The following is a 25761-nucleotide window of genomic DNA, read 5'->3' as shown; positions in this document are numbered from 1 at the left end:
TTATAAATTACAATAAAACATTTAAAGTTGCCGCAGCAAAACGACTATAGTAATAAACAACATCATCTACCTCCTTAAAAAATGTGAGATAATGTTTAGTTTTGAAGTGAAGTATATGATCTTTATAGAAGTATAAGTAGTTTACCTGCGGTTTGTCTTGTTAAAAAAACTCTCTTTGGGTAAGATTTATACACTTTTTTGAAAGTATTACGATCAAAAATTATATCTCCAAAACGTTTTTAGATTATCAAACACTTAAAAAGTGCTCCCAAATTTACGTATTTTTAATATTTTATAAGGATGAAATTATTTAGATTCTTTATAAATATGAATTTGATAGTTTCTATTTTGGCCGTAGTTTTGCACACAAATGGTGAATATGAAAAATATCCTGAATTTTTTCTGCGTATTGATGTCGATTTTCGTTTTTTCTCAAACAAAATCTGTGAAGAAGCTGCCGGTTAAAAATGTAACGAAAACTATCGTAAAGAAGCAACCTGTCGCGGCTAAGCCGAATCCTGATCTGGTGGTCATCCATCAGGATCTTCCTGTGCTGATCCCTAAAAAGGAAAACGGAAAATTTGGGTACGTCAATCAAAACGGAAAATTTATCATCAAACCTGAGTATCATATCGCTGTCTTTTTTTATGAAGATTGCAATCTTTTGAATTCTCCCAATCAAAAAGCACGAAAATTTGGAACTGAGGAATACGCAACGGTAGAAAAAGATTTGATCTCTTACCGCGTGGACAAAACAGGGAAAAGAGTCTACCAGTTTAAAGATTCTGATCTCGGAAAATGTAAGTTTGGAGATTATAAGCAACAGGTGTATCAGGCATATGTTTTAAATGGTTTTTACGGAATCATTGAAAAAGCCAAATTTGTGAATGCTGCAGACTACAGAGATTACAAAATCTATCCTCAATACCAGTATTTATATATTATGGAAGGTGATGATATTGAAAACCCAATGATTGTTGCTTCCCATAATGACAGATTTGGAGTGATAGATGTTAATAATAAAGTGATCATTCCTTTCGAATATTCCAACATCAAAAGAAATTTCAGCTGGAAACTGGGAAGAATGTTTGAAGTCACGAAAGATGGGAAGAACTATTACTATATTGATGCAAGAAATAAGACATATTAGGTGGAAAGCTATAAGCAAAAGGCTTTAGGCTTTTATTAAATCGCGCACCTTGCCTCCCGAAAACACCGGATTCTTCACAAACTCCACATCTCGCATTTTTTTTGTAATTTCGCGACTGAAATAAAGGGGTGCTGTAAAAGGCTGAGATTATACCCAATGAACCTGGAACGGATAATGCCGTTTAGGGAATTTAAAATGTACCAATGGAACAGTATAACAATATACCAATTCTCATTGCTAGACTGTTAAACTAGTAAATTGTTACATTATTTAATCCGCCCCTTTTATTCATTAAATTTTAAAAATTTATAGAATGAAAGGATTGTTTTTTTTAGGCCTTACCGTAGGCGCTGTAGCCTTTATCCAGGCTCAAAATAAAGATTCCCTGAAGATCAGGGAAATTGAAGCTGTCAATTTTACCAAAAGACTTCCCGTTGCTAAGGAAATTATCAATGTACAGAAGGATATCGACAGCAGGAATCTAGGTCAGGATCTTCCTATCCTCTTAAAAAATCAAACGTCTATTATCTCTACTTCTGATGCCGGAAACGGAGTCGGATATACTGGATTCAGGATTCGTGGAGTGGCTGGAAATGGGATTAATGTGATGATGAACGGTGTTCCGTACAACGATTCTGAAAGCCAGGGAACGTTCTTCGTGAATGTTCCGGATCTTACAAGTTCTGCTTCACAGATCGTCATTCAGAGAGGTGTGGGTACTTCCAATAATGGGGTTTCTGCGTTTGGAGCGAGCATCAATGTGATCTCCAAAGAACCGGACGAGAAAATGTATTTTAAGACCGACGACAGTTATGGTTCATTTAATACCTATAAGTATTCTGCGGAAGCGGGTTCCGGAAAATTCTGGAAAAACAGGCTTTCGGTGATGGGAAGGTATACGCGTATTCATTCTGACGGATATATCGACAGAGCTTCATCAAACCTGGATTCTTACAATTTCACAGCATTATTTGAAGAAGGGAAAACGAGACTTCGCCTTATGGCTTTCGGAGGAAAAGAGAAGACTTATCAGGCCTGGAACGGAATTGACCGACCAACGTGGGAAACGAATCCAAAATTCAATTATTCAGGACAGTACACAGATCTGTTTACAGGAGAAGAGACGTTCTATGATAATGAGACGGACAATTACAGACAGAATCATTACCAGCTTTTATGGGAGCAGAAATTCAATGATAACTGGAGTTTAGAAACCACTTTCCACTATACGAAAGGAAGAGGGTATTATGAAAACTATAAAAGAGTAGATGAAACGGATGTAGATGCAACACATTATGCCAATTATAATTTGCCGGTACCGATCGTGAGCGGATCTGCTGTGGAGCAGACTGATTTTATCAGAAAAAAATGGTTGGATAATGATTTTTATGGTGCTGTTTCCACGTTGTATGGAAAACTGGATCATGTAGATCTTAATTTCGGAGTAGTGGCCAACCAGTATTACGGAAGACATTTTGGAAATGTTACTGGTGTGTATTTTCCACAGATCAATGAATATGAATATTACAGAAACCGTTCTGTAAAAACTGAAGTAGCAGGTTTTGCGAAAGCTTTATGGAGAACAGGGGAGCATTTTGAATTCTTTGGAGATCTTCAGCTCAGAAATATCGATTATAACACAAAAATTCTTACTGCCGGAGATGGTGAAGGTGGAAATCTTGATAAGAACTGGCTTTTCTTTAATCCGAAAGCGGGTGTAAATTACAAGATTGGAAGTGGAAAAGTGTTCTTTTCCTATGCTCATGCTCAGCGCGAACCGAACAGAGATGATTTAATGAGCGACAATGAGGTGAAAGCTGAAAAGCTTCACGATTTTGAAGCAGGTATTGAAAAGCAATTCGGGATTTTGTCTGTAACGGCTAACTTATATTATATGTACTATGTCAATCAGTTAGTGCTGAATGGACAATTGAATAATGTAGGTGCGTTTATAAGAACGAACTCTGGGAAGAGCTACAGGAGAGGGGTTGAGATTGGTGCATTGGCCAGGCTTTCCAAGCAATGGGAAGTGTCCGGAAATGTCACCCTGAGCCAGAACAGGAATCTAGATTTTAATATTAAAAGCAATGAGACCCTTCAGAATCTGGGAAATACCGATATATCGTTCTCCCCAAATGTTATTGCCAATCTTGGTCTGAAGTTCAATCCGAATAAAAATTTCCAGTTGGCTTTAATGAATCAGTATGTCGGAAAACAGAATCTGGATAATACGGGAGACAAAAACCTGGAACTGAAAGATTATTTCCTGACGGATTTCAATGCACAATATCAGTTTACGCTAGCTCATCATGATATCGCATTAAAATTACTGGTAAATAACCTTTTCAATAAAAAGTATGTAAACAATGGTGCAGTTTACGGTGGTGATCCTTACTATTTTTCACAGGCAGGAACTAATTTTATGTTCGGGATCAGCTGGAAAATTCAATAATCTGTAAAATAATTTATCAAACAGATTTTAATACATTCAATTTTATACCTATTTATCAAAAGACTGTTTCGGCAGTCTTTTTTTATATCCGATAAATCTCTTCAAAAAGTCATGAAAAAATTATAAATTTGCTGCCAAATGAATATTTCAGCTTACATTTTAGAATATCTGAAACAATTTGGAACTGTGACGGTTCCGAGCTTCGGTGTGTTTTCGCTTAAAAACTCCAAGGCAATTATCAATTCCGAGAACGGAAGCATCCTTCCGCCCGCAAGCGAGATCGTTTTTGCGGTGGATTATGAAATCCAGTCTGACGAACTTGCAGCTTTTATAGCGGCACAGAAACAGATGTCTCTGGAGGCTTCCAAAAGCGATCTGAAGATCCAGACGGATTTCTGGAAGAAAAAACTTCAGGCAGATCAGGCCCTGGAAATTCAGAACCTTGGAATCATTACGATTGAAGATGACACTGCCCGTTTCAAAGGGAAAAGAATAGAATCAGGACATCCGGATTTCTATGGACTTGAAGAAATAAGGCTTTCGGATATCAATAACGGAGAAAAGATCAATACCACCGAAAACAGAGAAAAAGATTATACATTCAAAAAGTCTGTTCTTTGGATTTTCCTGGTTGCTGTTCCTGTTTTAGGAATTATTTATCTGGCATTTACCCAGCAGGAACTTCTTTTCGGAAAAAAATCTTTTGATAAGGTTTCTGTGCAGACTTCTACGCACAGAATTGTAAAAGATACCGTAAAAGTAATGGTTCATACGCCGGAAACAGCAGTTTCAGATTCCTTGAAAAAAGATTCATTATCAAAATCAGCCGGGAAAGGGACAAAATCCGCTCCGGCAGTTCAAAACCACACTAAGACTCAATGGCAAAAGTAAAAAAAGCGTCAGAATCCCTGACCATCATGACCAATATTGTTCTTCCGAACGAAACCAATTCTTTAAGAAACCTTTTCGGAGGTGAGCTTCTGGCAAAAATGGACCGTTGTGCTTCCATTTCTGCAGCAAGACACTGTGAGAGGAGAGTCGTAACGGCATCAGTCAACCACGTTTCTTTCAATCATCCTATTCCTGAGGGCGGAGTAGTAGTTCTGGAATCTAAAGTATCCAGAGCTTTCTCTACTTCAATGGAGGTGTATGTAGATGTATGGTTGGATGACCCGATCAATCAGAAGAAAATTCACACCAATGAAGGGATTTATACATTCGTTGCGGTAGATGAATTCAACCGTCCTATTCCTATCCCGGATATGATCCCGGAAACAGAAGAAGAAATATCGAGACATGCTGCGGCCATCAGAAGAAAAGAACTTTCTCTTATTCTTTCAGGGAGAATGAAACCTCTTGATTCTGTAGAGCTTAAGAAATTGTTCCAGGATCCGGAAGAAGTAAAAGAATCAAAGAAGGATAAGAAATAAATTCTGCCTTTGTAAAGATTTAAACACAAATAACACAAATGCCTGAACAGATTTTCACAAATGAATTGTGCAGAGTAAATGGAAAAAAATGATAGCATCAGATATTTCGTGTAAGCAATTGTAAGCTTAGAATGCTGATCAGTTTTAATACCCTTCAGTTTAAAAACTGGGTAAAAAGAGTAATCAATGGGACGCTATGAAATTCAAATTAGTGTCATTTGTGAAATAATTAGTGTCATTAGTGTTTAAATTATTCGTGTTTAAAAAATGAAAATTCTCCTTTTAGATAAAAACCATCCTCTCATCACAGAACAGCTTTTAGCTAAAAATTTTGTGCTGGAAGAGGATTTCACTTCTTCTTACGATGAGGTTTGCCGTAAAATTGAAAATTATGACGGTATTATCATCAGAAGCAGAATTCCTTTGGATAAAAACTTTCTTGAAAAAGGGAAAAATCTGAAGTTCATCGCCAGAGTAGGAGCGGGGATGGAAAATATTGATATTCCTGTCGCTGAAGAGCTGGGAATACTACTCATCAATTCTCCTGAAGGCAACAGAGACTCTGTAGCAGAACATGTTGTAGGCATGCTGTTGATCCTGATGAACCGACTTTTCATTGCTTCCCAGGAAGTGAAAAACGGGATCTGGAAGCGTGAAGAAAACAGAGGTGATGAGCTGCTTGGAAAAACCGTTGGACTTATCGGGTACGGGAATATGGGCAAAGCTACGGCGAAGAGATTTTCAGGATTTGGCTGTAAAGTCATATTTCATGATATCCTTCCCGGACTTTCAGACGAATATGCCACACAAGTAAGTTTGGAAGAATTAAAGCAGTCTGCGGATATCTTAAGTCTTCATATTCCATTAACTTCTGAAACTCATTATCTTGTTGATGAAAAGTTTATTTCAGCAATGGAAAAAGACTTCTATTTTGTGAATACCGCAAGAGGAAAAAACGTAGAAACTAAATATTTAGTTGAGGCCTTAAAATCAGGAAAAGTAAAAGGAGCTTGCCTTGATGTTCTTGAATACGAAAAGGCATCTTTTGAAAATCTTGAAACAGAAAATGAAGACCTCCAATACCTTCTGAAATCAGAAAAAACAATTGTAACACCGCATATAGCAGGCTGGACGCACCAAAGCAAGGAAAAGCTTGCGCAGGTGATTGTAGATAAAATTGTCGCTCAGTTCTGTTAAATTGATAAAAAGAATACAGATGCTTTGGCTTTGCTTAACAAATATTGGTAACAGTATCGTGATGAGTGAGGCCGAAGCATTTTACCATAATACATGAGTCTTCTCTAAAAGATTACTTTTCTGAGTTCAAAATTTCGCATAAGATTATGTTAAATAATTCATAATGTACGCTCCTTATTAAGAATTTATTTTGGAGTTTTATTAAATTGCTGCTCATTTTTGATACTCATGACGACGCGCAACCTTGTACTTATTGTAACTGTTTTTTTATCCCTTATTTCCTGTAAAAAAAATTCCGATTCCAAACAGGCTTCAGCAGAAAATACAACCCATCTTCCGAACTATGGAAATGTAGACCTGGACAATGTATTTACCAAAGCAGAAAGCCAGCTTGGTGATAAAGGAATATTGACTGGATACATCGACCAGTATTATAAAAAAATATGGGAAGGCGGAGACCTGAGTGGAGGCGTCCTTGTGGCAAAAGGAGACGAAATTCTGTATGAGAAATACAGAGGTTTCGGAAGAGAAGGAGACCAGATGCCTATCGATAAAAATACTCCGCTGCATGTAGCTTCAGTTTCAAAAACACTGACCGCAATGGCGATGTTAAAGCTCGTAGAAGCTGGAAAAATTAAACTTTCTGACCATCTGACCCAGTATTTTCCGGGATTTCCTTACCCGAATGTTACCGTACAGACTTTACTCGATCAGAGAAGCGGTCTTCCGAAATACGAATATTTTATTGCCAAAATACAGCCCGCTCCGGCTGAGCTTTCCAAAGCTTTCATTACGAATCAGGATGTCCTGAATATGCTCATTAAATACAAGCCAGAACTTGCAAGAGATACAGATACAGGATTTATGTACTGTAATACCAATTTTGCGATGCTGGCTTTACTGATTGAGAAGATTACCAAGACTCCTTTTCCGCAGGCTATGAAAGAAATGGTATTTCAGCCCCTGAAAATGGAACACACTTATATTTTCCAGGAAAAAGACATTCCTACCGCGGCACAGTCCTTTTATTACGGTGGAAAGAGACTGTATCCTCTGGACAGACTTGATCTTATTTACGGGGATAAAAACGTTTATACAACACCAAGAGACCTTTATAATTTCTCCAAAGCCATGTTTTCCAAGGATTTCCTAAAGCCGGATCTGATGCAGATGGTTTTCACACCTTACAGCAATGAAAAGGCAGGAATGAATAATTACGGACTCGGTTTCAGGATGAAAATCTTTGATAACGGAGAAAAGCTTACCTACCACAACGGCTGGTGGCATGGGACCAATTCAGTATTTGCGCATCTCTTAAAATCCAAAGTAACCATTGTAGCCATTGGAAACAGATATTCAACTAAAGTTTATACAGCATTGGCGTTATCAGGATTATTCGAGGATTTTCCAGTTCAGAAAGATAAGCTGCACAGTGTAATGAACGATAATAAAGATACTTTAAATGCTGGACATGAAGTTTTTGGAGAATAATGTTTAATTTTGCTTAAACATATATGAAAAGACTTCTTCTATTATTCGTGATCTGCTTTCTTGTCCATTCATGTGCAAGAGTCGGGGCTCCTGTGGGAGGTCCGAAAGATACCCTGGCTCCAAAGTTTTTAAGCTCAAACATTGATAGTACAAGAATCAATGTCAAAAGAGATATCCACGAGCTCAGACTGGATTTTGATGAATATATTACGCTAAAGGATATCAATAAAAACCTGATCATCTCGCCGCCTATCAAAAATATAAAGAGGATCCTTCCTTCCAATATCGCGAATAAATATGTGATGATTCAATGGGAAGATACGCTTCAGGCCAATACAACCTATAACTTCAACTTTGGAAATTCTATTGCGGATAACAACGAAGCTAATATTCTCCGTTATTTCAATTTTGCATTTTCAACAGGTGATAAACTGGATGATCTCTATGTCAGCGGTGATATCACAGATGCGGTAGCTATTAAAAAGAAGCAGGGTGAAAATAAACTTGTGGTAGGACTCTACCAGGTGAAAGATACCATCAACTATAAGCAGAAGCCTTACTACATCACCAAAGTGGATGAAGACGGATATTACGAGCTTAATTATCTTACACCAGGAAAATATAAGATCATTGCCTTTGAGGATGAAAATGCAAATTCTGTATATGATCCCGGAAAAGAAAAAATTGGATTCCAGAAAGAACCGATCGATGTTGAAAAGTCTGTTTCAGGATTAAATTTAAAGGTTTACCCTTCCAAAAAGCCTGTGAAATATGGGGAAATGAAAGAAAGTCCGGGCGGAATTGTCATGACATTTGAAGGAAACCCTGAGAACGTGAAAGTAGCTTCTATCAATGAAAAGCTTCAGGATATTAAGGTTACTCACCGTCCGAAATCAGATTCTATAAAGATCTGGTTTGATGCTGTAAAAAGCGATGTGGGACAGACCACTAATGATAATCTTAAATTCAGCTATGATACCGGGAAAAAGCAGGATACGGTGTCAGTATTCTATAAATACAACAAGAAAAATGCAATGGATCTTGAGAATGATAATGGTGGCCCTGCCTTAGCCCCCAATTCTGATTTTAAGATAAGATCAGGTTATATCATCGATAAGATCAGTCCCGAAAAATGGGTTCTGAAAAGCGATAGTTTAACCACTCAGGAATTCACAGCTAAAATCTCTGAAACAAATCCTTATCAAATCCTGATACATTCAGATTTTGTGACAGGAAAAAAATACCAGCTAACCATTCCAAAAGAAACAGTTTCGTCATTCTACACTAAAAATGTACAGTCAAAGCGTTTCGATTTTGAGGTAGATAAAGTAGATCAGTTCGGAAGCTTAGCATTTACCATTCAGAATGCTCCGGATGCCAGCTATTGGATTCAGCTTCTGGATAGCTCTGATAAAGTAATCTATTCAAGCTATACCAAAGGCAACAACGTGAAATTTGACATCCTTAAGCCTAATGAATATATTGTAAGAATATTGGTAGATAACAACGGAAATAAATTCTGGGACGAAGCTGACTTTGAAACAGAAACTTTTGCGGAAGACTCCTATGTATTCTACAAAAAAGCGATTGTGAGGGCACTATGGGAAACCAAAGAAGACTGGGATCTGAAAGACACCAGAACGCTTGATAATCCTAAAGGAAATACTCCTAAGCCTGCAGAGACTCTAAAAGAAGATACTCCGAAAGAAACGGTGCAGAAGGAAGTGGATAAAGAACTGAAGTCAGAATCCGGAAATGCTGTATTGACACCGGTAAAGTAGCCATATGAAAACGGTAAAGAAAGTATTATTTTGGACACTGGTCGCTTTTGCACTGGTCCAGTTCATTCCCATTGATAAAGTAAATAAACCTGTTGATAAAGCAGTGAATTTTGTTGATGCTACAAAGACTCCGGAGAAGATCAGCGGCTTAATAAAAGGAGCCTGCTATGATTGCCATTCCAATGAAACAGTTTATCCTAAGTATGCCCATATAGCCCCTGTTTCCTGGTCTATAAAAAGCCATGTCAATGAAGGGAGAGAACATCTCAATTTTTCTGTTTGGGGGACCTATAACAAGGAGCTAAAAGAAAGTATGCTGAATAAGGCGATCCAGACTGTCCAAAATAAGACGATGCCTATGCCGGGCTACATTGTTTATCATGACGCAGCCAATCTATCGGACGCAGAAAGAACACTGCTGACTCATTACTTCGAGGATATGCTGAAGTCAAAATCTTACTAGCTGTAATAAAAATAAAAATTCCCGCAGATTTCACAGGCCTGGTACAAATCATGTTTTATCATGATGCACCACCTGCAAAATCTGCGGGATATTTTTTTATAATATTATTTAGATATTCTTCAAATATTCCTCAAAAAACTTCTTTTGAGAATCAAAAGCAAGATCATCAAGATCCAATGCATTCAAAGAAATCCAAATAGCCTCTGATATTTCAGAAAGTTCAAGGTTCACCTCAAATTTCTCCGAAACATTGTACTCATAAAACAGATCGATGGTATTATAATCAATTTCCTTGTATTGATAAATATTTGGAAGACTGGTCAAATACCTTAAATTTGAAAGGTTTACATCAAGCTGAAGTTCTTCAAAAAGCTCTCTTTTACACGCTTCCTCTGCGCTTTCCTTTGGATCTACGAAACCTCCGGCCAGATCGAGTTTCCCCTTTTTAGGATCACGATTTCTTCTGGTAAGATAAATTTCGTCACCACATCGGATAACAGCTGCTACCGCGCCGGCAACGTTATTGTAAAGCTTGAAATCACATTCGGGGCAGCTCCATTTTTTTTCGCCGTCCCAGTGTAGTGTTTCTTTGCCACAGCTTGGGCAATATTTCAATAATTTCATCTGTTTATACTTGTTTTATCAAAGGTCAGATGGAACTTCTTTTCATTGAGCAATATTAATATTTCTCGGATGGTAATTCAATATAACATCCCGAAGTTCTTCTGTCTTCAGATGGGTATAGATCTCCGTTGTCGTAATACTGGAATGTCCCAGCATTTCCTGAATATAACGAAGGTCTGCTCCATTCTGTAAAAGGTGCGTAGCAAAAGAATGTCTGAAAGTATGTGGAGATATTTTTTTACTTACTCCAGCTTTGTCCGTAAGTTCTTTTATAATCAGAAATACGATCACTCTGGACATAGATGTTCCGCGGCTGTTAAGAAACAGCGTATCCTCATATTTTTTATTGATCTTATTGTTCGAGCGTACCTCTTTAATGTAGGTTTCCAAAAGTTCGGCAGTATAGTCCGCCAAAGGAACAAAACGGGTTTTATTTCCCTTTCCGTTTACTTTGATGTACTGTTCTTTGAAATTAATGTTCGAAATTTTTAGATCAATAAGTTCTGAGACGCGTAATCCGCATCCGTAAAGAACTTCAATGATACAGTGGTTTCTCTTTCCGAGGTCAGAATTGGCCTCAATGGCTGCGATAATCTTGTTGATATCAGGCAGGCTTAAGGTGTCAGGAAGATATAATCCCAATTTTGGGCCTTCAAGCAATGATGCTGGATTATCTTCTCTAAACTCGTCCTCAAGCAGAAACTTGAAGAAAGCTTTTATAGAAGAAATCCATCTTGCTTGAGATCTTTCGCTGAACTTTTGTTTGGAAAGATTGAAGATGTATTCCTGTAAGTTTTCGTACCCGATAGCGTCTGGTCCGACGTTTGCCAGATCTTCTTTCGCGTAATCTTTTAATTTCTTGATGTCTCGAATATAGGCATCGAGAGTGTTTTCTGAAAAATTTCTTTCGAAGCGAAGAAATATTTCAAAATCTTTGATCTTTTCATCCCAGGTCATTTGTGCTTATTTTTTTAGTTCACAGTCCGATATTTGTTCTATTTCAATGTTATGGTTTCTCAAGAACGCGATACCGTCGTCGTCTGAATACTCATTAATATACACCAGTCTTGTAATTCCTGCCTGTAGAATCAGTTTGCTGCATTCTTTACAGGGCGACAGCGTTAAATATAACGTGGCACCTTTTGCAGACTGAGTGGAAGCGGCCAGCTTTAATATCGCATTGGCTTCCGCATGAAGTACATACCAGTGTGTTTTCCCCTCTCCATCTTCACAGCAGTTTTCAAACCCCGAAGGCGTTCCGTTGTAACCATCTGAAATAATCATCCTATCTTTTACGATAAGTGCTCCTACCTGTTTTCTCTTACAGTAGGATAGTTTTGCCCACTCCTGGGCCATTTTTAGATAAGCTTTATCAAACTTATTCATACCGCTACATTAGTTTTTTTCGAAATAATTTGGATTAAAAATCTTAGAAGTTAGGCTTTCTTTTCTCTATAAAAGCGGTAACTCCTTCTTTCTTGTCTGCCATTTCAAAAAGTTCCCCGAAATACTTGATTTCAGATTCAAAACCTTTATCTGTATCAGACAAGTTTACGGCCTTAATGGCCTTTGATATAGCCATTGGTGAGTTATTGGCTATACTACTCGCTAATTCTTTTGTTTTGGTTAATAGTTCTTCAATAGGGTATACTTCATTCACTAATCCGATTTCTTTTGCTCGTTGAGCAGGAATCATTTTAGCAGAGAAGATCATTTCGTTGGCAATACCTTTTCCTACAAGTTTAGGAAGTCTTTGGGTTCCTCCGTAGCCTGGAATTAATCCAAGCGTTACTTCCGGAAGCCCCAGTTTTGCATTCTCTGATGCATATCTGATATGGCACGCCATGGCAAGCTCTAAACCTCCTCCTAATGCAAAACCATTAACGGCTGCAATAACAGGCTTAGATGTATTTTCAATTTTGTTGAACAGGGTATTATGCCCGTTTCTGGCCAATTCTTCGGCTTTTTCCTGTCCAAAATCACTGAATTCTTTTATATCGGCTCCAGCTACGAATGATTTTTCGCCACTTCCTGTAATGATAATAACTCTACAGGTTGGGTCAGCATTAAGTTCATCCATCGCTGAGCTTATCTCTTGAATAGTTTTTGCATTTAAAGCGTTTAAGCTCTGAGGTCTGTTTATGGTCACGACCGCTAATCTGTCTTCTTTTTCTAATAATATATTTTCGTAACTCATTTTTCCACTTTAAAATATTATTTTCTGCAAATTATAAATTTTTTACAAAAAAAAGGAAAAAATATTAGTTTTTTTTCCTTTTTTTTGATTTATCATTCAAAATACTATTTCGAATGATTCATCATATTTGCATCTATATTGATATTTAGCTGTGATGCCACTTTCATGCCAAGCTCTATATTAGCCCTGAAAAAATGACATAGCTGACGGTTGATGATCTCATCTCTTTTCGGTCCTGTAATTCCTTTCATGCTTCCGATGATGTTGCTGATTAGGTGTTCTCTATCTTCAGAAGTCATGGATTTTGTATACAGTAATCCGGGTTGAGTGTAATGATCATCATCATTTTCGTTTCTGTTGTAATTCGCTACATGGGCACTGTCCAGCTCATATTCATAATTCTTGTAGGCCGGGTCCGGCTTGACATCGTCAAAGCTGTTTGGGTAATAATTCGGCTTGTCCTGGTAGTCACTGGAATCTGCCATGAAACCATCTCTCTGGTAGTTATTGACCGCAAAAGGGCATCGGTTCACTTCAAGCTGATGAGCGTTTACCCCAACTCTGTATCTGTGGGCATCAGGATAAGAGAACAATCTTCCCTGAAGCATTTTGTCCGGTGAAAAACTTATTCCGTTCACAAGACTGCTTGGTGAAAAAGTGGACTGTTCTACATGGGCAAAATAATTTACAGGAACTTCATTCAGTTCCATTTCACCTACTTCGATCATCGGGTAGTCATCGTGGAACCAGACTTTGGTAACATCAAAAGGATTCCATCTGAAATCTTTTGCCTGCTCCTCTGTCATCACCTGAATATACATTGTCCATTTCGGGAAATCTCCGTTTTCAATAGCGTTACAAAGATCTTCCTGTGCAAAATCCGGGTTTTCACCTGCCATTTGTACCGCTTCCGCATCGGTAAAGTTTTTAATGCCCTGTTTGGTTTTAAAATGGAATTTTACCCATACTCTTTCATTTTGAGCATTAATCATCGCGAAAGTATGAGATCCGAATCCATGCATATGTCTGTAGCCATGTGGAGTTCCTCTGTCCGACATTAATATAAGGACCTGATGAAGAGACTCCGGATTGTGGCTCCAGAAATCCCACATCATCGTGGCACTTTTTAAATTGGTTTTCGGAACCCTTTTCTGTGTGTGGATAAAGTCCGGGAATTTTTTAGCATCCTTAATAAAAAACACAGGTGTATTATTTCCTACCAGATCCCAGTTTCCATCTTCTGTATAAAATTTTAAAGCAAAGCCTCTAGGATCCCTTGCTGTATCTGCACTACCTTTTTCTCCACCTACAGTAGAGAACCGGGCAAACATTCTGCATGAATTTCCAACTTTTGAAAATAATTTAGCTTTCGTATACTGACTGATATCATGAGTGACAGTAAATGTTCCATAAGCACCGCTTCCTTTGGCATGTACAATTCTTTCAGGAATTCTTTCCCTAACAAAGTGCGCAAGGTTTTCCTGAAGAATAAAATCCTGCAAAAGCACAGGCCCTCTCGGACCTACAGTTTGTGAGTCCTGGTGTTCAAAATAAGGAGCGCCATTGCTGAGCGTTAATTTTTTAGAATCCATATCGTTATGATTTGTATGATTGATTTCCCTTGTAAACGTCTTATGCAGACGTATTAAATATCAAATTTACTTGAATTTTTGATTACTAATAGCAAAAACCTTTTATCTTTGTAATAGATAATATTAATCAGATGAACATTCAGCAACTGGAGTATCTTATCGCTGTAGATAAGTACAAACATTTTGGTAAAGCAGCTCAGGCTTGCTTTATTACGCAGCCCACGTTAAGCGCGATGATACAAAAATTTGAGGATGAACTGGATGTGAAGGTGTTCGACAGAACTACGCACCCGATCCGTACCACAGATGTGGGGCTTCAGATCATTGATCAGGCAAAGGTAATTATAGAATCTGTCAATGAGCTGAAAAATAAAGCGAATCTTCTGAATAATATTTTGGGTGGAACAATCAATCTGGGAATTATTCCTACCGTTTCTTCATTCATTTTGCCAACAGAAATCTTTAAGTTTTTGGAAGAAAACCCAAAAATCCAGATGAATGTGAAGGAAATGACCACGGATAACATTATAAAAGCTTTAAAAGCCGGAGAGTTGGATGCAGGGATTATCTCTACACCCTATGATACTGCCGATGAATTTTATCAGGATTTCCTGTTCAATGAAGAGTTGATGATCTACAGTTCCAACACGGAAGCTAATAAAAAGAACTCTTATATCATCCCTGAAGAACTAAATGTTGAAAAAGTATGGCTTCTGGAAGAAGGAAACTGTTTGAGAAACCAGTTTGAGAATATCTGCCACCTAAAAGAAAATACATTAAAGCCTAAGAACTTAGATTTCCTGGCATCCAATATTCAGACATTGGTGCATATGGTAGATAAAGTAGGAGGAATCAGTATTCTTCCGGAATTGGCATTGAGTCAGCTTTCAGATGAACAGAAGGAAAATGTCTTCAGATTTAAGAAGCCTTTCCCTTACAGAGAAATCAAAATCATCTATTATAAGCCGACCTTTAAGCAGAAAATCATTGATGAATTATCTCACTCTATCAAAAGTTCCCTGGAGCTTAAGCTTAATTATCATATCAACCCGAAGGAATTTGTGAGCATCAAGCCGCAATGAACTAAGAAGTCCGCAAAGTGATTTAAACCATTAATTTTAAGAAAATTATAATTAGTAAGTAAAATTCTTTAGTATTAAAAAAATAGTACTTAAATTTGCAGACGTTTATAAACGAGGAAAAATTTGACCTGATTGCAACCTCTCTAAAAATATGCTAAAACAGTATTCTTTTTCTGGGCAATTATTCTTATTTTTCTTCACTTAATTTTAATCTAAAAAACAAAGAATAATATGTCTTATCTATTTACATCTGAATCAGTTTCAGAAGGACATCCGGATAAAATTGCCGACCAAATTTCCGATGCATTAATCGATCATTTTTTAGCATACGATAAAAACTCCAAAGTAGCGTGTGAGACTCTTGTAACTACCGGGCAGGTTGTACTTGCCGGAGAAGTGAAGTCTGATGCCTATCTTGATGTACAGACTATTGCAAGAGATGTTATCAACGGAATAGGCTATACTAAGGGAGAATATATGTTCAACGGTGATTCATGCGGGGTAATTTCTGCCATCCATGAGCAGTCTCCGGATATCAATCAAGGGGTAGACAGAGCCGTAAACGACGAATCTTTTGAGGCTAAAGCAAACGCACAGGGAGCTGGTGACCAGGGGATGATGTTTGGGTATGCAACCAACGAGACGGCTAATTATATGCCTCTTGCTTTAGATCTTGCCCACACAATCCTTAAAGAACTTTCTGTATTGAGAAGAGACGGAAGTGAAATCGCTTACCTTCGTCCTGATGCAAAAAGCCAGGTAACTATCGAATATTCCGACGACCATAAGCCGGTAAGAATTGATTCTATCGTAGTTTCTACACAGCACGACGACTTCGGAACTGAAGAAGACATGCTGAACAAGATCCGTGAAGACATCAAAAGTATTCTGGTACCAAGAGTTGTGGCTCAACAGACTGATGAAATCAAAGCGTTGTTCAACGACCAGATCAAATATCACATCAATCCTACCGGTAAATTTGTGATCGGAGGTCCTCACGGGGATACAGGTCTTACAGGAAGAAAGATCATTGTAGATACTTACGGAGGAAAAGGGGCTCACGGTGGTGGTGCTTTCTCTGGAAAAGACCCTTCAAAAGTAGACCGAAGTGCTGCTTATGCAACAAGACACATTGCCAAGAACTTAGTGGCTGCAGGAGTAGCTGATGAAGTTCTGGTACAGGTTTCTTATGCTATCGGTGTTGCTGAACCTTGTGGTTTGTACATCAATACATACGGAACTGCGAAAGTAGATCTTAACGACGGTGAAATTGCAAGAAAGGTATCTACCATCTTCGATTTAAGACCATACGCCATTGAGCAGAATTTAAAATTAAGAAACCCAATCTATCTGGAAACGGCTTCTTATGGACACATGGGGAAAGAACATTATACAGCTGACAAAACATTCAATAAAGGTCAGAAAAATGAGCTTACTCTTACAGGTCTTGAGTTCTTTACCTGGGAAAAACTGGATAAAGTAGACGAAATTAAAGCTTCTTTCGGAATTTAATTTCTCTTCAGAAATAATAAATAGACTGCTTTATCTTTGGGTAAGGCAGTTTTTTTTAATTTTACACCTTAAATAATTTAAAGATGATGAATTTTAGATCAGCAGTAACTGTACTTTTTATATTTTTCCTGAGCGTAATGGCAAAGGCACAATACACCATGCACAAAATGGTAAGTGTGGGGTATACCTACCAGAACCAGAGCTTTGGAGAAGTGGGAGGGAAGCTGCTTTTCCTGAAGAATGATGATGTGATTTACAGGCTGGGAGGCTCTGCTTTAATGGGTTCTGCCGGTTCTAAATTTGCGATCATGCCGAAACTGCAGGCGGATGTACTCCTGAATTTTGAGAAAAATGTAGACTTTTATCATTCCTATTATCTTTTGATAGGGGCAGAAGGAACGAATAAATATATCGCTCCCAAAATTGGCGTTACCCTTTTCGGACTTTTAGACCTTGCAGGAGGCTATGCTTTCCCGATTGGAGATGCCCGTTTAAACGGAAAAGAGATGAAAGGTTTAAATGTTAATTTAACATTAAATATCCCTACAGTGTTTATTCATGATATGTTTAAATAAGTTTTTTTAAATTTTTCTCGTAAAAATTTAATAATTGGTTAACAGTTATTAAAAAATTATTATATTTACACCACATAATAATTGTACTGCCTATTGATTTTACTTTACTCTAAAGAACTGTTTTGTATTTACAGCTAGGGCCAGATAAAATATCTGGAGAATTGCTGGTCTGCAAATTTTTTATTATTGAGAAGAGTTATGAAATTAAAAACGGACAGCCTACTAATTTCCCTTTACCAGAAAGGAGACGAAGAAGCCCTATCAGCCCTTATTCATCGTCATCAGAGAGAACTGTTTACATTCATTTTTTACAAAATTAATGATGAAGACCTTGCCAATGATGTTTTTCAGGATACCTTCATGAAAATCATCCTGATGCTGAAAGAAGGACGATATAATGAAGAAGGTAAATTTATTCTTTGGGCCAAAAGAATCGCACACAACCTTATCATTGATCATTTCAGACTAAAAGCGAAAAACGTTAAAGTTTCGGAAACCACTTTTGAAACAGACGAGTATTCTATTTTTGATCTGATCAGAGAGCCATCGGAAAATATTGAAGATCAGCTTGTCACCTTACAGATCCAGGAAGATCTGCTGAGAATGCTTCAGTTTCTGCCGCAAAACCAGCAGGAAGTTATTAAATTAAGATTTTTTGACGGGTTAAGCTTCAAAGAAATTGCAGATCATACCAATATGAGTATCAATACCACATTAGGCAGAGTACGCTATGCACTCATCAACCTGAGAAAAATCATGGACGAAAATAATATTGTATTGACACGATAGGATAATATTTTTAAAAAATTCACGTTTAAAGGAAAACATACTTTTCGCCTATGAAAAAAAATGATTCCTTAAAAGTGAAAACTTTGAAACCTAAGAAACAAACAATTGATTTTCTGTTGAATTACTCAAAAAGTCTGGAAGTGGTATCAACCAAAAGTAAGAATTTCCCGATTTCCAAAAATTAAATTGAGTAATTTTGTGCTGTATGAAAATTCAGCACATTTTTTTTGACCTGGACAATACGCTCTGGGATCACCGTAAGAACGCTTATCTTACCATAAAAGACCTTTTTGAAAAGCAGGAAATCACTTTACACTATACTATCGACTTTGAAGAGTTTCATGCCGTCTATCACGACATCAATGAAAGCCTTTGGGAAAAGATACGAGACGGCATTATCGGTAAAGAATACCTGAGAAAGCATCGTTTCTATGATACCTTCAAGCATTTTGGGGTAGATGATGAAGAACTTTCCCAATATTTTGAAGAGCATTTTCTGGATAAAATCCTTAACCACAATGAGCTGGTAGAAGGAGCACAGGACATTTTGGACTATCTTAAATCCAAACATTATACTCTACATGTTATTTCCAACGGCTTCCAGGAAGTAACGGAAAGAAAATGTATCTTATCCGGAATAGACAAGTATTTTAAAACCATTACCAGCGCCGATTCTATAGGTGTAAGAAAACCCAATCCGAAAATCTTTGAATATTCTTTAGGACTTGCAGAAGCCGGTAAAGAAGAAAGTATTCTGATCGGGGACGACTGGATCGCAGATGTTGTTGGTTCTCAAAATTATGGAATCGATGTGATTTTCTTTGATGTTTATAAAGAAAATAAGCAGGAAGAAGGCTTAAAAGCTATAACCCATCTTTTGCAGATCAAAGACTACTTATAAAATATGCAGTTTTCAATAGCTGTAAAATTCTTTTTTTTTGAACCATTAAGATTATTGAAGGTTTTAAGTTTAATTAAGAAAAAATCAAATGATTTTTTTTAAGCAGTAGCTTTCTTAATTTTCTTAAACACTTATCTGATCTTAATGGTTCAAATATTTTTCACTATTCATTCTTCACTTTTCGTTTTTCCTAATTCTTTCCTAAATTGATTCTGACCTTTGCTTCATCATAAAGACAGAAAAAATTTAATATTATGAAAAATTTTAGAAAAATCACCGGAGCGCTTGTTTTCATCTTTTTAATGGCAGGCGGATTTATTTTTGCACAGGATAAAGCGATCAACGCAAATCAACTTCCTAAAACAGCTAAGAATTTCCTTGCCACTTATTTTAAAGGTATTACGGTAGGATCGGCTATTGAAGACAGAGAGATCTATGGCGTTGACGAATACCAGGTGTATCTGGCCAACGGAATGAAAGTAGAGTTCGACAGCAACGGAAACTGGAAAGAAGTGGATGGGAAACACCAGAAACTGCCTTATGGATTTATTCCAGCATCAATCAGAAACTACGCCGCTAAAAATTTCCCAAACACCTATATCGTTAAGATAGAAAAAGAAAGATGGTCTTATAAAGCTGAACTTTCTAACGGACTGGATCTTGAATTTGACAAAAAAGGAAATTTCAAAAGAATTGATGATTAATTCCCGTGAAAAAATATAGCTGAGGGAAGCTGGAGGATGGGAGTTTTTAAGCCACAGTTATGAATAGATGAATATTCAATTCATAGAGTAAAAAACGGACGGAAGATATCAGTCGTCCGGAATATAACTTCAAGCTTCGATCCTCCCATCTTCCTCCCTATTTTCATATATTTGATAGAAGCTAATACTGGAAGGATGAAGATATTAATTGTAGAAGATGAACCGGAACTGAAAGACACTATCCAGACTTTTCTGGAAGCGGAGCATTTTATTGTGGAATTTGCGCTGACCTACAGTGCCGGGCTTGAAAAGATTATTTCATATGAATACGACTGTATTCTTCTGGATATTATGCTGCCGGACGGAAATGGAATTGATCTGCTGAGAGAGATCAAGAAGCTGCATAAAAAGGATCCCGTGATCATTTTGTCAGCTAAAGATTCAGTAGATGATAAAGTAGCCGGATTGGAGATCGGTGCAGATGATTATCTGGCAAAACCTTTCCACCTTGCAGAACTGATGGCGAGAATCCGATCAGTGATCAGAAGAAAGAATCAGGATGGGGAAAATACGATCACCTATAAAAATATCAGCATTGATCCGGAAAACAGAACGGTGAAAGTAGGGAATGAAGATCTGATTCTTAACCGTAAAGAATATGATCTTTTATACTATTTTGTCATCCATCCGGAAAAAACGTTGCAGAAAACTACTTTAGCGGAGGCGATCTGGGGAGACTATATAGATCAGGCAGACAGTCTGGATTTTATCTACTCTCAGATTAAAAACCTTCGTAAAAAATTGAAAAACCTCAATGCGGAAGCCGATTTTCAGGCTGTATACGGAATAGGTTATAAATTTGTCTGATGAAAGTCTCGCTAAAATACTACACCATCAAATACATGATCGCGATCCTGCTGCTCATCATTGCAGTCTGGGCGGCGCTCTTTTACGCCTATATTCTGGATGAAGTGTATGATAACGTAGATGACGGACTGAAAGACAGAAAGATACAGATTATCAAGGCAGTATATCACGATCCTGAACTATTAGACAGTAAGGATTTTGGATTTAATGAATTTAAAATCAAGCCTATTTCGGAATCTGATTACAAGGATAAGAACAGATTGTATAACAAGATGTTTTACATGGAGTACGATGATAAAGACCAGCCTTACCGGGTACTTGAGACCGATTTTATAGATCAGTTCGGAAAACGTCAAAGACTTGAAATACGAACATCTACGGTAGAGCAGGATGAATTGGTCTATGACCTGACAACGGCTTTGATTGTTTTGTACATTCTGCTTGTGATAAGTATTTTGGCGGTGAATGGCTATATGCTGAATAAGGCGATGCGCCCTTTCTATACCATTTTAGATAAGCTTAAAAAATATCAGTTCGGGGTTTCTTCTCTGGAGAACCCTCAAAATTATTCCATCAAAGAATTTGAAGAACTGAATGTAGAAATAGAGGAAATGATTGAGCGTAATGAGCTTGTGTTCCATCAACAGAAACAGTTTATTGAAAACGCTTCGCACGAACTTCAGACGCCACTGGCTATTATGATCAATAAGATTGATCTGGTGATCCAGAATGAAGATCTTGACAAAAAGAATCTGAATTTTATTTCAGAATTAAAAGGAGACCTGAGGAGAATGGCGGGATTGAATAAATCGCTGCTCATGCTTTCAAAAATAGAGAATAGCCAGTTTAATAAAACCTCAAAAGTTGATTTCAATGAAATGATTTCCGAGCTGGTTAAAAGCTATGAAGATTTTATTGAGTTTAAAAAGATTCAGGTCCAGATTGTGGAGAAAGGGTTCTTTGGGGCAGATTTTAATCCTGATCTTGCAGGTATCCTGCTTTCTAATCTGCTTAAAAATGCGGTAAAGTATAATAATCAGGAAGGAAATGTCAATATCATCATAGAAGATAACAGGCTGATCTTCCAGAATAGTGGCAGTGGTATTCCATTAGATAAAGCGCAGATCTTCAACCGTTTTTACAAACAGGGGGCAGATCACAGCTCTACCGGTCTTGGACTGTCTATTATCAGGACTATCATAAAACAATATCCGGGATGGGACATTGTGTATGAGTTCGAAGATAGGATGCACTGCTTTATTCTTTCAAAGAATAATGCTTAAATGATGGTCTATTAAAATATTAAGTCAAAATATACATTAACTTTTTTGTAAGGTATTGACAAATAGGATTATTTTTGAAGAAATCAAAAACTAATGCTGTTTCTTTTCGGGACTGGAAAGTCCACTTTAAAAAATCAATATCCGCTGCAAGGCTGCTCATGTCCTTCCTGTCATCAGAATAATACCATGGTAGCCGGGACGATAGCAAGATATTTCCATTTCTTTTTTATTCCTGTTTTCCCCACATCAAGGGACAATGTTGCTGTGTGTAATCATTGTAAGGGCAGTTTTTCTTACAGCCAGTTTACGGAGGAAATGAAGCAGAGTTTTGATACTCAGCAGACCACACATCCGAACTCCAGACCAATCTGGCACGGCTGCGGTTGTTTTATTATTCTTATAGGCATCGTGTGTTTTATAGGGCTCCTAATTGTAGGTTGGTTTAAATCTAAAGATGAGCCTGAAAAACCTAAAGACAAAAGAGAGGCTTACCTTAAAGCTGATATGAAAAAGGTGACGGAAAATCCTACGATGGCCACTGACAGTACATCTTTTTATATCAAAGAGTATATGGATGATATACTTGAAAACGAGCTGAATAAGAAAGATATTAAATACTTTTCCAAGGTGAATGGAGATAAAATTCTGATTATTCTTGATATCGATGATATAAAAAAAATAAAATCATCGGAAAGATATTATATTATCAATTTTGTGCAGGCTGCTCTCGAGGAACATGGAGGCTATGAAAATCTGCAACAATATATTGGGGTAGATGGAATGTGGAATATGGTTTTGGCGGTATCTCCCCATTATACGGATGTAGACGGGAAATTTGCAGAAGAAAGCGTGTTGTTCCCATTTTACGATGCTCCTAAGAATTATAGTGAACCGGTAGAAATTACAGTAAAATCTAATAAAACAGAGCAGAAAGAGAAGAATTAAACGGCTCAGACCAGATTCTTATGATGAGATAAAAAATGATCAATAAAAAAAGCCTTTCAAACTGAAAGGCTTTCATATAATTGGAAAGGAATTACTAAATTCCTAAGCTTGCTCTTACTTTTTTAATGGTTTCGGTAGCAACTACTCTTGTTTTTGCGGCTCCTTCCTGAAGTTTAGCTTCCAGCTCGTCGAGGTTATTCATGTAATAAGTGAACATTTCTCTTTCTTTTGCAAAACGGGTTAAAATCAGATTTAACAGCTCTAATTTAGCGTGTCCGTAACCGAAGTTTCCGGCCAGATATTTGGCTCTTAATTCTTCGGTCTGCTCAGGAGTGGCAATCAGTTCGTAGATGGCAAAAACCTTATCTGTTTCAGGATCTTTCGGCTCTTCCAAAGCTTTAGAATCGGTTTCCACACTCATCACTTGCTTTTTCAGTTCCTTTTCAGGTAAGAAAATATTAATGATATTTCCCATAGATTTAGACATTTTACGGCCATCTGTTCCGGGAACATATTTCGTGTCTTCCTGAAGCTCAGACTGAGGCAGTACAAAAACTTCTCCCATCTGATTGTTGAATCTTGATGCTACATCACGGGCAATTTCCAAATGCTGAAGCTGATCTTTTCCTACAGGAACGATCTCTGCATTATACAGTAAAATATCTGCAGCCATCAGAATAGGATAGGTAAACAGCCCTGCATTCACGTCCTGAAGTCGGTCTGCCTTATCTTTAAATGAGTGGGCAAGCGTTAATCTTTGATAAGGAAAAAAACATGATAAATGCCAAGAAAGTTCACAGGTTTCAGGGATGTCACTCTGTCTGTAAAAATATGTTTTTTCTGTATCCAGCCCACAAGCAAGCCAAGCCGCAGCGATCTCGTAGGTATTCTGTTTTAAAACCTTCGCATCTTTAATCTGGGTAAGAGAATGAAGATTCGCGATGAATAAAAATGATTCATTTCCCTCCTGCTTGGAAAGTTCAATAGCAGGAATGATCGCCCCAAGGAGATTTCCAAGATGGGGTGTTCCGGTGGCTTGAATGCCGGTAAGAATTCTTGACATTTGTTTAAATTATTTATAAAAATTAATGAATTGCAAATTTAATTAATTCTCCCGCAGATTGCACAGATGTTTGTATAAAATTCAAATCTGAAAAATTTTTTTTATTGGAAAAAGGCCTGCAAATATTTGGATCATCATATTAAATCTACGCAATCGGTAAGAAAAAAATTAAGGAATCAGAATCTTTTCTCCTCCGAACTTCGGCTGTACTCCGAAAAGCAGGTCCCAGTAGACTTTAGTCTTGGCCAGATATTCTCTCAGATTCGTTTTTAATCCGGCGTATTTATTCACATCGTTTGCATTATATCCGAAGGCTTCCATTCCATTCTTTCTGGCGAGAAAAACAGCTCTTTCATTGTGAAATTTCTGCGAAATAATCACCAGTTTATTCTGTCCGAAGATATCCTTAGCCCTGATCACAGAATCCAGGGTCCGGAATCCGGCATGATCCATCACGATTCTATCTTTCGGAATACCGTACTTCATCAAAGTAAGCTGCATATCTTCCGGTTCATTATAATCTTTGGTGCTGTTGTCCCCGCTTACAATGATGTATTTTATTTTTCCGCTTTTATAAAGATCTATAGCAGCCTGTATTCTGTTGTAGAAATAAGCATTGGGCATTCCGTTGCTTAATGTTTTTCCGGTTCCAAGCAGCAAAGCTACCTTGGTTTCCGGTACATCAGAAATTTTGTAAGAAACAAAGGCACTGCTTTCTTTTCTGATGCTGTAATTGGCCCAGGCTATAAAAATAATTCCCGCCGCAAGAAGCAGCAGGAAAATTTTAAAAATATTTTTGATTACTTTTTTCATCCGGAATACTGTTTTTTAAAACTCAAGTCCGTTCGGGAAAGCTTTTTTTCTGAATATTAATAATAAAGCGGCTCCTACCGTAATGGCGGAATCAGCTACGTTGAAAATATACTTAAAGAATTCTAAGTGTTTGCCACCGATCAAAGGAATGTTTTCAGGAACATACCAGTCTACGATAGGAAAGTGGAGCATATCTACTACGCAGCCTTTCATAAAAGCAGAATAGCCTTGTCCTACAGGAACGAACTTTGAAATTCCGCCGTACCCGATCCATCGGTCGATACTTTGGTCATAAACCGTTCCGCTGTCGAAGATCAGTCCGTAAAACATACCATCGATAATATTTCCGATCGCACCGGCAAAAATAATAGCCATAGGAATCAAAAGATAATTGGAAGCACCCTGTTTCAGCCATTTCTTGAACATATACACCATACCTCCAATTAAGAAAAGCCTTAGGATCACCAGAAAATATTTCCCGATAATGCCTCCGAAATGAAGCCCGTAAGCCATTCCCGGATTCTCTACGAAAGTCAGTTTAAAACCTGGGAGAACAGTGACACTGTCATCCAGATTGAAATGGGTTTTGATATAAATTTTTGAAGCCTGATCAATTAACAATACTAAAAATGTTATAGCTAAGATCTTTTTCATTACAATCCTTTTGGTTTAGAAGGTTTCTCCGGATTTTTCTTGTCGAAAATTTTCTTGGCCACTTTTTCTGTATGGAAAGTATTTTTGGTCTGCGCCCTTTCGTATCTGATGTTCATGTCTTTTAAAACACTTTTCAGTGCACTCAGTTCCATAGGGTTTTTAGGATGTACTATGATAGATTCCATTTTCTTTTCTA

At 37.5% G+C, this 25761-nt stretch carries 26 protein-coding genes; 17 read left to right on the top strand and 9 right to left on the bottom strand.

Translation table 11 applies throughout. The features are described 5' to 3' along the window. Positions 1 to 379 precede the first annotated feature (379 nt). The 8 genes from NZD88_RS11980 (at position 380) to NZD88_RS11945 (ending at position 9964) form a co-directional block, all read left to right on the top strand. A complete protein-coding gene (locus tag NZD88_RS11980; RefSeq protein WP_259829390.1) occupies positions 380 to 1150 on the top strand; it encodes a WG repeat-containing protein in 771 nt (256 codons plus the stop codon). A gap of 313 nt (positions 1151 to 1463) precedes the next feature. Beyond that, positions 1464 to 3602: a TonB-dependent receptor gene (locus tag NZD88_RS11975; RefSeq protein ID WP_259829388.1), complete on the top strand. Its 2139-nt coding sequence runs from the start codon at positions 1464 to 1466 to the stop codon at positions 3600 to 3602. A gap of 138 nt (positions 3603 to 3740) precedes the next feature. Beyond that, complete coding sequence (locus tag NZD88_RS11970) at positions 3741 to 4493, top strand: HU domain-containing protein (RefSeq protein WP_259829385.1); 753 nt, start codon at positions 3741 to 3743, stop codon at positions 4491 to 4493. After that, the gene (locus NZD88_RS11965; protein WP_259829384.1) at positions 4481 to 5032 is read left to right on the top strand and encodes an acyl-CoA thioesterase; all 552 of its coding nucleotides are present in this window, start codon (positions 4481 to 4483) and stop codon (positions 5030 to 5032) included. The genes NZD88_RS11970 and NZD88_RS11965 overlap by 13 nt, the downstream gene beginning before the upstream one ends. Positions 5033 to 5299: 267 nt before the next feature. Then, positions 5300 to 6229: a 2-hydroxyacid dehydrogenase gene (locus NZD88_RS11960; RefSeq protein WP_259829383.1), complete on the top strand. Its 930-nt coding sequence runs from the start codon at positions 5300 to 5302 to the stop codon at positions 6227 to 6229. Between the two features lie 228 nt (positions 6230 to 6457). Next, the gene (locus NZD88_RS11955; RefSeq protein WP_259829382.1) at positions 6458 to 7720 is read left to right on the top strand and encodes a serine hydrolase domain-containing protein; all 1263 of its coding nucleotides are present in this window, start codon (positions 6458 to 6460) and stop codon (positions 7718 to 7720) included. A 23-nt stretch (positions 7721 to 7743) separates the two neighbouring features. After that, positions 7744 to 9501: an Ig-like domain-containing domain gene (locus tag NZD88_RS11950; protein ID WP_259829379.1), complete on the top strand. Its 1758-nt coding sequence runs from the start codon at positions 7744 to 7746 to the stop codon at positions 9499 to 9501. Between the two features lie 4 nt (positions 9502 to 9505). Then, complete coding sequence (locus tag NZD88_RS11945; RefSeq protein WP_259829377.1) at positions 9506 to 9964, top strand: heme-binding domain-containing protein; 459 nt, start codon at positions 9506 to 9508, stop codon at positions 9962 to 9964. A gap of 108 nt (positions 9965 to 10072) precedes the next feature. Here the strand turns inward: NZD88_RS11945 and NZD88_RS11940 are convergent, their stop codons facing one another. The 5 genes from NZD88_RS11940 to NZD88_RS11920 form a co-directional block, all read right to left on the bottom strand. Beyond that, positions 10073 to 10588, bottom strand: coding sequence for an NUDIX hydrolase (locus NZD88_RS11940; RefSeq protein WP_259829374.1), 516 nt, complete (start codon positions 10586 to 10588; stop codon positions 10073 to 10075). Positions 10589 to 10630: 42 nt separating this feature from the next. Next, entirely contained in the window at positions 10631 to 11545 is a 915-nt protein-coding gene (gene xerD, locus NZD88_RS11935; protein WP_259829372.1) for a site-specific tyrosine recombinase XerD, read from the bottom strand. Between the two features lie 6 nt (positions 11546 to 11551). Next, positions 11552 to 11974, bottom strand: a complete 423-nt coding sequence (locus NZD88_RS11930; RefSeq protein ID WP_111958590.1) for a deoxycytidylate deaminase — start codon at positions 11972 to 11974, stop codon at positions 11552 to 11554. 43 nt (positions 11975 to 12017) lie between these two features. Beyond that, positions 12018 to 12785, bottom strand: coding sequence for an enoyl-CoA hydratase/isomerase family protein (locus NZD88_RS11925; RefSeq protein ID WP_169234107.1), 768 nt, complete (start codon positions 12783 to 12785; stop codon positions 12018 to 12020). Between the two features lie 104 nt (positions 12786 to 12889). After that, a complete protein-coding gene (locus NZD88_RS11920) occupies positions 12890 to 14377 on the bottom strand; it encodes a catalase (RefSeq protein WP_259829369.1) in 1488 nt (495 codons plus the stop codon). A 131-nt stretch (positions 14378 to 14508) separates the two neighbouring features. Between NZD88_RS11920 and NZD88_RS11915 the strand changes: the two genes are divergently transcribed. From NZD88_RS11915 to NZD88_RS11875, 9 genes are all read left to right on the top strand, one after another. After that, entirely contained in the window at positions 14509 to 15459 is a 951-nt protein-coding gene (locus NZD88_RS11915; protein WP_073335787.1) for a LysR substrate-binding domain-containing protein, read from the top strand. 231 nt (positions 15460 to 15690) lie between these two features. Then, positions 15691 to 16971, top strand: coding sequence for a methionine adenosyltransferase (gene metK, locus NZD88_RS11910; protein WP_259829364.1), 1281 nt, complete (start codon positions 15691 to 15693; stop codon positions 16969 to 16971). Positions 16972 to 17054: 83 nt separating this feature from the next. Beyond that, positions 17055 to 17546, top strand: coding sequence for a hypothetical protein (locus NZD88_RS11905; protein WP_259829361.1), 492 nt, complete (start codon positions 17055 to 17057; stop codon positions 17544 to 17546). A 198-nt stretch (positions 17547 to 17744) separates the two neighbouring features. After that, positions 17745 to 18335 carry an RNA polymerase sigma factor gene (locus tag NZD88_RS11900; RefSeq protein WP_169234102.1) on the top strand — a complete coding sequence of 197 codons (591 nt, stop codon included), beginning with the start codon at positions 17745 to 17747 and terminating at the stop codon, positions 18333 to 18335. Positions 18336 to 18540: 205 nt separating this feature from the next. Next, entirely contained in the window at positions 18541 to 19236 is a 696-nt protein-coding gene (locus NZD88_RS11895; RefSeq protein WP_259829359.1) for a YjjG family noncanonical pyrimidine nucleotidase, read from the top strand. 254 nt (positions 19237 to 19490) lie between these two features. Continuing rightward, positions 19491 to 19940 carry a PepSY-like domain-containing protein gene (locus NZD88_RS11890; protein ID WP_259829355.1) on the top strand — a complete coding sequence of 150 codons (450 nt, stop codon included), beginning with the start codon at positions 19491 to 19493 and terminating at the stop codon, positions 19938 to 19940. A gap of 195 nt (positions 19941 to 20135) precedes the next feature. Next, a complete protein-coding gene (locus tag NZD88_RS11885) occupies positions 20136 to 20807 on the top strand; it encodes a response regulator transcription factor (protein WP_259829354.1) in 672 nt (223 codons plus the stop codon). Then, positions 20807 to 22090: a sensor histidine kinase gene (locus NZD88_RS11880; protein WP_259829353.1), complete on the top strand. Its 1284-nt coding sequence runs from the start codon at positions 20807 to 20809 to the stop codon at positions 22088 to 22090. The genes NZD88_RS11885 and NZD88_RS11880 overlap by 1 nt, the downstream gene beginning before the upstream one ends. 93 nt (positions 22091 to 22183) lie before the next feature. Next, on the top strand, positions 22184 to 23035 hold the full coding sequence (locus NZD88_RS11875) for a zinc ribbon domain-containing protein (RefSeq protein WP_259829352.1): 852 nt from the start codon (positions 22184 to 22186) through the stop codon (positions 23033 to 23035). Between the two features lie 94 nt (positions 23036 to 23129). On the opposite strand, the gene trpS is transcribed toward NZD88_RS11875, so the two are convergent. The 4 genes from trpS to NZD88_RS11855 form a co-directional block, all read right to left on the bottom strand. Then, entirely contained in the window at positions 23130 to 24098 is a 969-nt protein-coding gene (trpS, locus tag NZD88_RS11870; RefSeq protein WP_259829351.1) for a tryptophan--tRNA ligase, read from the bottom strand. 168 nt (positions 24099 to 24266) lie between these two features. Further along, positions 24267 to 24911, bottom strand: coding sequence for a SanA/YdcF family protein (locus tag NZD88_RS11865; RefSeq protein ID WP_259829350.1), 645 nt, complete (start codon positions 24909 to 24911; stop codon positions 24267 to 24269). A 15-nt stretch (positions 24912 to 24926) separates the two neighbouring features. Further along, positions 24927 to 25565 (bottom strand): lipoprotein signal peptidase, encoded by a 639-nt coding sequence (locus tag NZD88_RS11860; RefSeq protein WP_259829348.1) that lies wholly within the window; start codon positions 25563 to 25565, stop codon positions 24927 to 24929. Next, the gene (locus tag NZD88_RS11855; protein ID WP_169234091.1) at positions 25565 to 25750 is read right to left on the bottom strand and encodes a DUF2683 family protein; all 186 of its coding nucleotides are present in this window, start codon (positions 25748 to 25750) and stop codon (positions 25565 to 25567) included. The genes NZD88_RS11860 and NZD88_RS11855 overlap by 1 nt, the downstream gene beginning before the upstream one ends. Between the last annotated feature and the right edge of the window lie 11 nt (positions 25751 to 25761).

It is taken from the genome of Chryseobacterium pyrolae (assembly GCF_025153485.1).
Lineage (GTDB): Bacteria > Bacteroidota > Bacteroidia > Flavobacteriales > Weeksellaceae > Chryseobacterium > Chryseobacterium antibioticum.
The sequence above is the reverse complement of the archived record's forward strand: the minus strand, read 5'-3'. Positions and strand labels throughout refer to the sequence as shown.

Bases quoted from the DNA above. Each gene is read 5' to 3' on its own strand.
- NZD88_RS11885 (WP_259829354.1), top strand. From the start codon at position 20,136: ATGAAGATATTAATTGTAGAAGATGAACCGGAACTGAAAGACACTATC.
- NZD88_RS11940 (WP_259829374.1), bottom strand. From the start codon at position 10,588: ATGAAATTATTGAAATATTGCCCAAGCTGTGGCAAAGAAACACTACAC.
- NZD88_RS11975 (WP_259829388.1), top strand. From the start codon at position 1,464: ATGAAAGGATTGTTTTTTTTAGGCCTTACCGTAGGCGCTGTAGCCTTT.
- xerD (WP_259829372.1), bottom strand. From the start codon at position 11,545: ATGACCTGGGATGAAAAGATCAAAGATTTTGAAATATTTCTTCGCTTC.
- NZD88_RS11905 (WP_259829361.1), top strand. From the start codon at position 17,055: ATGATGAATTTTAGATCAGCAGTAACTGTACTTTTTATATTTTTCCTG.
- NZD88_RS11965 (WP_259829384.1), top strand. From the start codon at position 4,481: ATGGCAAAAGTAAAAAAAGCGTCAGAATCCCTGACCATCATGACCAAT.
- NZD88_RS11855 (WP_169234091.1), bottom strand. From the start codon at position 25,750: ATGGAATCTATCATAGTACATCCTAAAAACCCTATGGAACTGAGTGCA.
- NZD88_RS11915 (WP_073335787.1), top strand. From the start codon at position 14,509: ATGAACATTCAGCAACTGGAGTATCTTATCGCTGTAGATAAGTACAAA.
- NZD88_RS11880 (WP_259829353.1), top strand. From the start codon at position 20,807: ATGAAAGTCTCGCTAAAATACTACACCATCAAATACATGATCGCGATC.
- trpS (WP_259829351.1), bottom strand. From the start codon at position 24,098: ATGTCAAGAATTCTTACCGGCATTCAAGCCACCGGAACACCCCATCTT.
- NZD88_RS11960 (WP_259829383.1), top strand. From the start codon at position 5,300: ATGAAAATTCTCCTTTTAGATAAAAACCATCCTCTCATCACAGAACAG.
- NZD88_RS11950 (WP_259829379.1), top strand. From the start codon at position 7,744: ATGAAAAGACTTCTTCTATTATTCGTGATCTGCTTTCTTGTCCATTCA.
- NZD88_RS11920 (WP_259829369.1), bottom strand. From the start codon at position 14,377: ATGGATTCTAAAAAATTAACGCTCAGCAATGGCGCTCCTTATTTTGAA.
- NZD88_RS11890 (WP_259829355.1), top strand. From the start codon at position 19,491: ATGAAAAATTTTAGAAAAATCACCGGAGCGCTTGTTTTCATCTTTTTA.
- NZD88_RS11955 (WP_259829382.1), top strand. From the start codon at position 6,458: ATGACGACGCGCAACCTTGTACTTATTGTAACTGTTTTTTTATCCCTT.
- NZD88_RS11945 (WP_259829377.1), top strand. From the start codon at position 9,506: ATGAAAACGGTAAAGAAAGTATTATTTTGGACACTGGTCGCTTTTGCA.
- NZD88_RS11970 (WP_259829385.1), top strand. From the start codon at position 3,741: ATGAATATTTCAGCTTACATTTTAGAATATCTGAAACAATTTGGAACT.
- NZD88_RS11930 (WP_111958590.1), bottom strand. From the start codon at position 11,974: ATGAATAAGTTTGATAAAGCTTATCTAAAAATGGCCCAGGAGTGGGCA.
- metK (WP_259829364.1), top strand. From the start codon at position 15,691: ATGTCTTATCTATTTACATCTGAATCAGTTTCAGAAGGACATCCGGAT.
- NZD88_RS11925 (WP_169234107.1), bottom strand. From the start codon at position 12,785: ATGAGTTACGAAAATATATTATTAGAAAAAGAAGACAGATTAGCGGTC.
- NZD88_RS11900 (WP_169234102.1), top strand. From the start codon at position 17,745: ATGAAATTAAAAACGGACAGCCTACTAATTTCCCTTTACCAGAAAGGA.
- NZD88_RS11895 (WP_259829359.1), top strand. From the start codon at position 18,541: ATGAAAATTCAGCACATTTTTTTTGACCTGGACAATACGCTCTGGGAT.
- NZD88_RS11865 (WP_259829350.1), bottom strand. From the start codon at position 24,911: ATGAAAAAAGTAATCAAAAATATTTTTAAAATTTTCCTGCTGCTTCTT.
- NZD88_RS11875 (WP_259829352.1), top strand. From the start codon at position 22,184: ATGCTGTTTCTTTTCGGGACTGGAAAGTCCACTTTAAAAAATCAATAT.
- NZD88_RS11980 (WP_259829390.1), top strand. From the start codon at position 380: ATGAAAAATATCCTGAATTTTTTCTGCGTATTGATGTCGATTTTCGTT.
- NZD88_RS11860 (WP_259829348.1), bottom strand. From the start codon at position 25,565: ATGAAAAAGATCTTAGCTATAACATTTTTAGTATTGTTAATTGATCAG.